This window comes from Streptomyces diversicolor (assembly GCF_057537855.1).
In genome coordinates this window covers 283,510-290,014 of sequence record NZ_BAAJXA010000008.1, presented here as the reverse complement: position 1 = coordinate 290,014, position 6,505 = coordinate 283,510, and the positions used below count along the sequence as shown (strand labels likewise).

The window sequence follows — 6,505 nt, the reverse complement described above, 5'->3', positions numbered from 1 at the left end:
CAGCACCCGCCGTCCTCCCAGCGCGGCAGCGTCGTGGTTGATCGCGCCGTTCCCCGGGCCCCCACCCCCGGTGCGGGCCCTATCCGGGGTGCTTATGGGGTGGTCAGGAGGAGCTTTCCGATGTGGGTGCTTGTTTCCAGTAGGCGGTGGGCCTCGGCTGCCTCTGGCATCGGCAGTTCGCGGTCGACGACCGGGCGTACCCGGCCGGAGGCGACCAGCGGCCACACGTGCTCGCGTACGGCCGCCACGACGGCCGCCTTCTCGGCGAGCGGCCGGGCGCGCAGCGAGGTCGCCGTGATCGCGGCCCGCTTGTTGAGGAGCGCGCCGAGGTTCAGCTCACCCTTGGCGCCGCCCTGCAGGCCGATCACCGCGAGCCGCCCATTGACGGCGAGCGCCCGGACGTTGCGGTCGAGGTACTTGGCGCCCATGTTGTCGAGGATGACGTCCGCGCCCGCGCCACCCGTGGCCTGGTCGAGTTCGGCGACGAAGTCCTGCTCCCGGTAGTTGATGAGGATGTCCGCGCCCAGCTCGGCGCAGCGGTCCAGCTTCTCCTTGCTGCCCGCGGTGACCGCGACCTTCGCGCCGGCCGCCTTGGCCAGCTGGATCGCCATCGTGCCGATGCCGCTGGACCCGCCGTGCACGAGCAGCGTCTCGCCCGGGCGCAGGTGGGCGATCATGAAGACGTTGGACCAGACCGTGCACACCACCTCGGGCAGCGCGGCGGCCCGCCTGAGGTCGATGCCCTCGGGGACCGGCAGCAGCTGTCCCGCGGGGACGACGACCCGCTGCGCGTAGCCGCCGCCCGCCAGCAGCGCGCACACCTCGTCGCCGACGGCCCAGCCCAGGACCCCGGGCCCGACCGCGGCGATCCTGCCGGAGCACTCCAGGCCGGGGTAGGGGGACGCGCCCGGCGGCGGGTTGTAGAAGCCCTGCCGTTGCAGGACGTCGGCGCGGTTGACGGCACTGGCCACCACCTCGACCAGCACCTCGCCCTCGCCGGGCGGCGCCGGATCCGGCACCTCGTGCCACACCAGCGCCTCGGGCCCACCAGGTTCGGGAATCGTGATCGCATGCATGCCCCGGACGCTACTCCTCGGCCGCGGCCCCGGACGCGGGGTGCGGGGGGTCCGCGAAAAATTCCGTGGGCCGGGCGATGAGTTCCAGCGAAGGCAAAGGTCTTCCCATGCGTATCCCAAGACCGCAGAAGCGGAAGGACCGACGTATGAGCACGCAGACGTCCGGCCTCGCGATCGAGACGGCCGGCCTGGTGAAGAGGTTCGGCGAGACGCGGGCCGTCGACGGAGTCGACCTCGCCGTGCCGGCCGGCACGGTCTACGGCGTCCTCGGCCCGAACGGCGCGGGCAAGACGACCACCGTGAAGATGCTCGCCACGCTGCTGCGCCCCGACGCCGGCGAGGCGCACGTCTTCGGCCGTGACGTGGTGCGCGAGGCCGACGAGGTGCGGGCCCGGGTGAGCCTGACCGGGCAGTACGCGTCCGTGGACGAAGACCTCACCGGCACCGAGAACCTGGTGCTGCTCGGCCGCCTCCTCGGGCACGGCAAGAAGGCCGCGCGGCAGCGCGCCGAGCGGCTGCTGGCGGCCTTCGGCCTGACGGACGCGGCCGGCAAGCAGGTCAAGCACTACTCGGGCGGCATGCGGCGCCGCATCGACATCGCCGCGTCCATCCTCAACACCCCCGATCTGCTCTTCCTCGACGAGCCCACGACAGGTCTCGACCCGCGCAGCCGCAACCAGGTGTGGGAGATCGTGCGGGCCGTGGTCGCGCAGGGCACGACGGTGCTGCTGACCACGCAGTATCTGGACGAGGCCGATCAGTTGGCGTCCCGTGTCGCCGTCATCGACCGGGGCCGGGTGATCGCCGAGGGCACCAAGGGCGAGCTGAAGGCGTCCGTCGGGGCCGGCTCCGTCCATCTGCGGCTGCGCGATCCGGGACAGCGGTCCACGGCCGCGGAGGTGCTGCGGCGCACCCTGGACGCCCAGGTGCAGCCGGAGCCCGACCCGGTGGCGCTGACCGCCCGGCTGACCACACGGACGAGCGGTACGGCGGCCGAGCAGGCCGCACGGGCCCTGGGCGAACTCGCCCGCACCGGCGTCACCGTCGACACCTTCGCACTGGGGCAGCCCAGCCTGGACGAGGTGTTCCTCGCCCTGACCGGGCACGACACGCACGAGCCGAGCAAGGGCCACCGGCCGACGAAGGACGAGGTGACGGCATGAGCACCGCGACGACCACCGACAGCAAGGAACTCGCCCCGGTCAGCGCGGAGTCGCTGGCCTCGCTGCTGGTCGCCGAGCGCCGCCCGCCCCGGCCCAGCGCCCTGTCGGCGTCGATGACCTTCGGCTGGCGCGCGATCCTCAAGATCAAGCACGTGCCGGAGCAGCTTTTCGATGTGACCGCTTTCCCGATCATGAACCTGCTGATGTTCACCTACCTCTTCGGCGGTGCGCTGGCCGGTTCGACGCGGGAGTACGTGCAGTTCCTGCTGCCGGGCATCATGGCGATGTCGGTCGTGATGATCACGATGTACACCGGTGTCTCGGTGAACACGGACATCGAGAAGGGCGTGTTCGACCGGTTCCGCACCCTGCCCGTGTGGCGGCCGGCGACCATGGTCGGCTATCTGCTCGGCGACGCCCTGCGCTACACGATCGCCTCGCTGGTGATGCTCACGGTCGGTCTGATCCTCGGCTACCGCCCGGACGGCGGCGCACCGGGCGTGATCGCCGGTATCGCACTGCTGCTGGTCTTCTCGTTCGCGTTCTCGTGGATCTGGACGATGTTCGGGCTGATGCTGCGCACCGAGAAGTCGGTCATGGGCGTCAGCATGATGGTGATCTTCCCGCTCACCTTCCTGTCCAACGTCTTCGTCGACCCGAGGACGATGCCGGGCTGGCTGCAGGCGTTCGTCAACAACAGCCCGGTCACCCATCTGTCCTCCGGGGTGCGGGAGTTGATGGCCGGTGACTGGCCGGGCGCCGAGATCGCCTGGACGCTGGGCTGGTCGGGCCTGTTCCTGCTGGTCTTCGGCCCGATCACGATGCGGCTGTACAACCGGCGTTAGGGACCGCCCGGCCGGCCGCGGGCTCAGGCGCGGGGCATCGGGCGGATGTCGGGGGTGATCTGCGCCGCCGGCGTCGCCCGCACGATCGTGATCAGACGGTCGGTCAACTGGAGCGTGCCGACGGACGGATCGTCGTAGCCGAGCACCCGGTGCCCGCGTACGACGCTCACCACCAGGTCGTCCGTCTGCCGTGGGGTCTTGCCGACCTCGGCCTTGACCACCGGGCGTTCGATGAGGTCGAGCCCGCTGCCCTGCTGGATCAGGTCCTCCATGACCATGCCCGCGGCCGGGCTGAGCACGGACAGACCGAGCAGCCGGCCGGCCGCGCTGGCGCTGGTGATGACGGCGTCCGCGCCGGACTGCTTGAGCAGCGGCGCGTTCTCCTCCTCACGCACCGCTGCCACGATCTTCGCGCCGCGGTTGAGCTGCCGAGCCGTCAGCGTGACGAGCACGGATGTGTCGTCGCGCTGCGGGGCGATGATGATCTGCCGGGCCTTGTGCACCTCGGCCCGCTTGAGCACATCGCTGCGTGTGGCGTCGCCGACGATCCCCGCGTACCCCTCGGCGGTCGCCGCGTCGACCACCTTGGAACTGGGGTCAACCACGACGACCTGTTCCTTCTTCAGGCCGGTCGCACAGACGGTCTGGATCGCCGACCGCCCCTTCGTACCGAAGCCGATGACGACGGTGTGGTCACGCAAGGTGGCCCTCCAGCGGTTCAGACGCCATTCCTCCCGGGTGCGTTCGGTCAGGACCTCCAGCGTGGTGCCCACCAGGATGATCAGGAACAGGACGCGCAGCGGTGTGATGAGGAAGATATTGGTCAGCCGGGCGCCGTCGCTGACCGGGGTGATGTCACCGTAACCGGTGGTGGAGAGGGTGACCGTGGCGTAGTAGAAGGCGTCGAGGAGGTCGACGGAACCGTCCGAGTTGTCGGTGTAGCCGTCCCGGTCGGCATAGACGATCAACGCGGTCACGACCAGGACCACCAGGGCCATGGCCAGCCGCTTGACGACCTGGCGGATCGGGCGCTCGACCACCTTCCTCGGGAGTTTCACCCGATGGGTGACCAGGTGCTCGTCCGCCTGGCGGGCTATGGCGTCGTGGCCGGGAAGTTTCACGTGAAACACGCCCCGATCCCGGCGGACGCCCACGGCAGGTCAAGCAGCTCCGTCTCCTGGCCCTGCTGCGCCCCGCCCGGCGGCACGACCGCCAGCGCGTCGGCGGCGGCGATACCGCGCAGCATCGCCGGACCGTTGTAGTGCAGCGGCACGGCATGGTCACCGCGCACCGCGACGGGGACCAGCCGGGTGTCGTGCGGATGCCCCTGCACCGCCTCCCACAGGGGCATCGCATAGGGCTCGGGGGCGGGGTGGACGGCCAGGGTGCGCACCAGGGGCTCGGCCAGCGTGAGCAGGCCGGAGACGGCCGCGAGCGGGTTTCCGGGGAGACCGACGATGTGCTGGTTCTCCTTGGTGCGGGCCAGCAGCATGGGATGGCCGGGGCGCACCTTGACCCCGTCGACGAGGAGTTCGGCGCCGATCCGGTCCAGGGTGGGGTGGAGCTGGTCGACCGGGCCGGCCGCGGTGCCGCCGGTGGTGACGACCAGGTCCGCGTCGGACAGGGTGAGGGCCTTGCGCAGGGCGTCGGCGTCGTCCCCGAGCCGCCGCAGGGCGATGACCTCGGCGCCGAGCGCGCGCAGCCAGGGCGGCAGCATCGGGCCGAGCGCGTCACGGATCAGGCCCTCGTGCGGCAGTCCCTTGGTCAGCAACTCGTCACCGAGGACGAACACTTCGGCGCGGGGGCGGGGGACGACGGTGACCGCGTCGTATCCGGCGGCGGCCGCCAGGCCCAGGACCGCGGGGGTGACCAGGGTGCCGACGGGCAGCAACTGGTCGCCGGTGCGGCACTCCTGGCCGCGCGGCCGGATGTCCTGGCCATGGCCGACCTCGCGTGCGGCGTGCAGCCGCCCCTTGGGGTCCGTGCGGCCGTGCTCGGAGCGCAGGACCGCGGTGGTGTCGGCCGGGACACGGGCGCCGGTCGCGATGCGCACGGCCTCGCCGTCCGTCAACGGCTCGGGCTGTGCCTGGCCCGCCAGAACGCCCTCGTCCCGGACCGACCAGGGGCCGGGCCCGGCGACCGCCCAGCCGTCCATCGCGGAGGTGTCGAAGGAGGGCAGGTCGGTGAGCGCGTCGAGAGGGGCGGCGAGGACCAGGCCGAGGGCGTCGGCGAGCGGCGCGGAGACCGGGGCGCCACGGGCACCGGACCGGGCGGCGCGGGCGGCGATCTCCCGGGCGCGGGGCCAGGGGGTCGCCCGGTGCCCGTCCGTCGGTGCGGGCGCGGGCGCCCGGCCCGCGGGGGTGGAGCCGCGGTCGCCGCCGGGCTCTCCGAGTGGCCTGTGCTCCCTCACGAGGGCAAGCGCCTCCTCGACGTCGAGGTCGTCGGTGTCCGCCGCGGGCCCGCCGGCCCGGATGCCATGGGCGGTCATCCGGCGTCGGGGCCCGGATCGGGCCGATCGGCGGGGCCCGCGTCCCCGGCCCGGGCGGCGTCGTCCTCTTGCTCCCAGCGCAGCGCCAGCGCGGCGGCCTTGCGGGCGGCGTCGGCGACCGCCTCGGGTCCGCCCTTGCCCTGCGCGGCGGCGTAGCCGACGAGGAAGGTGGTCAGCGGTGCGGCGGGGCGTGCCACCCCGTGGGCGGCGTCGCGGGCGAGATCGAGCAGGACGCCGGTGTCGACGTCCAGGTCGATGCCCAGCTCGTCCTTGACTGCGGAGATCCATTCATCCAACACGTGCTCATGCTCCCTGATCCGTGCCCTGGCCGTGGCGATGTCGTCCCAGGTGTCGCAGTCGAAGGACGCGAGCGGGTCCGGAACGCGGGTGAGGTCGAGCGCGCCGGTGAGCCGGCGCAGCGGCAGCCCGGCGAGACCGCCGTGGGCGGCGCCGAGCGCCGTCAGTTCGCGGCGCAGCGCGGCCGTGCGGTACGCGGCCACGAGCGGCTGGTCGCGGCCGTCCGCGTCGGTGAGCAGCGCGCCCTCGGCGCCGGTGCTGCGCAGAGCCGTCAACAGCCCGCTCACCGTGGTGACTTCGAGGAACGGCAGGTCGGCGGAGAGTACGACCGCGTGCTCCGCGTCGGTGTGCCGCAGCCCGGCGTCGAGCGCGGCGACCGGTCCGGCGCCGGCGGGCTCCTCGCGCGCCCAGCGCACCGGGCGCCCGGTGGGGCGGGGGTCGGCGACGACGACGGTCGTACGGGCCGTGACGCAGGCGGCGAGCACCCGGTCGAGCAGGGGCCGCCCGCCGACCCGCAGGCCGGGTTTGTCGGCCCCGCCGAGCCGCCGGGCGGCGCCGCCGGCCAGGACGACGGCGTCGTACGGCTCGGTCGTCCCGGCGGCGGGAGCGTTCTCGGTCACCCTCCGAGTATGCGTG

At 72.8% G+C, this 6,505-nt stretch carries 6 protein-coding genes; 2 read left to right on the top strand and 4 right to left on the bottom strand.

Going from position 1 to position 6,505, the window contains the following annotated elements; genetic code table 11:
• Nucleotides 1-92: 92 nt before the first annotated feature.
• Entirely contained in the window at nucleotides 93-1,076 is a 984-nt protein-coding gene (locus AC27LF_RS12425) for an NAD(P)H-quinone oxidoreductase (protein ID WP_479657002.1), read from the bottom strand.
• Between the two features lie 146 nt (nucleotides 1,077-1,222).
• Between AC27LF_RS12425 and AC27LF_RS12420 the strand changes: the two genes are divergently transcribed.
• Together AC27LF_RS12420 and AC27LF_RS12415 are read left to right on the top strand one after the other, a co-directional pair.
• Nucleotides 1,223-2,239 (top strand): ATP-binding cassette domain-containing protein, encoded by a 1,017-nt coding sequence (locus tag AC27LF_RS12420; RefSeq protein ID WP_479657001.1) that lies wholly within the window; start codon nucleotides 1,223-1,225, stop codon nucleotides 2,237-2,239.
• Complete coding sequence (locus AC27LF_RS12415) at nucleotides 2,236-3,084, top strand: ABC transporter permease (RefSeq protein WP_479657000.1); 849 nt, start codon at nucleotides 2,236-2,238, stop codon at nucleotides 3,082-3,084. The genes AC27LF_RS12420 and AC27LF_RS12415 overlap by 4 nt, the downstream gene beginning before the upstream one ends.
• A gap of 23 nt (nucleotides 3,085-3,107) precedes the next feature.
• On the opposite strand, the gene AC27LF_RS12410 is transcribed toward AC27LF_RS12415, so the two are convergent.
• From AC27LF_RS12410 to AC27LF_RS12400, 3 genes are read right to left on the bottom strand one after another with little or no spacing between them, the layout of a single operon-like run.
• Nucleotides 3,108-4,205 (bottom strand): potassium channel family protein, encoded by a 1,098-nt coding sequence (locus AC27LF_RS12410; protein ID WP_479657016.1) that lies wholly within the window; start codon nucleotides 4,203-4,205, stop codon nucleotides 3,108-3,110.
• The gene (locus AC27LF_RS12405) at nucleotides 4,202-5,572 is read right to left on the bottom strand and encodes a molybdopterin molybdotransferase MoeA (RefSeq protein ID WP_479656999.1); all 1,371 of its coding nucleotides are present in this window, start codon (nucleotides 5,570-5,572) and stop codon (nucleotides 4,202-4,204) included. Before AC27LF_RS12405 ends, AC27LF_RS12410 begins: the two co-directional genes overlap by 4 nt.
• Nucleotides 5,569-6,489, bottom strand: a complete 921-nt coding sequence (locus AC27LF_RS12400; protein ID WP_479656998.1) for an NTP transferase domain-containing protein — start codon at nucleotides 6,487-6,489, stop codon at nucleotides 5,569-5,571. The genes AC27LF_RS12405 and AC27LF_RS12400 overlap by 4 nt, the downstream gene beginning before the upstream one ends.
• Nucleotides 6,490-6,505: the final 16 nt, after the last annotated feature.

Coding starts and splice junctions, on each gene's coding strand:
- AC27LF_RS12425 (WP_479657002.1), bottom strand. CDS start 1,076: ATGCATGCGATCACGATTCCCGAACCTGGTGGGCCCGAGGCGCTGGTG.
- AC27LF_RS12420 (WP_479657001.1), top strand. CDS start 1,223: ATGAGCACGCAGACGTCCGGCCTCGCGATCGAGACGGCCGGCCTGGTG.
- AC27LF_RS12415 (WP_479657000.1), top strand. CDS start 2,236: ATGAGCACCGCGACGACCACCGACAGCAAGGAACTCGCCCCGGTCAGC.
- AC27LF_RS12405 (WP_479656999.1), bottom strand. CDS start 5,572: ATGACCGCCCATGGCATCCGGGCCGGCGGGCCCGCGGCGGACACCGAC.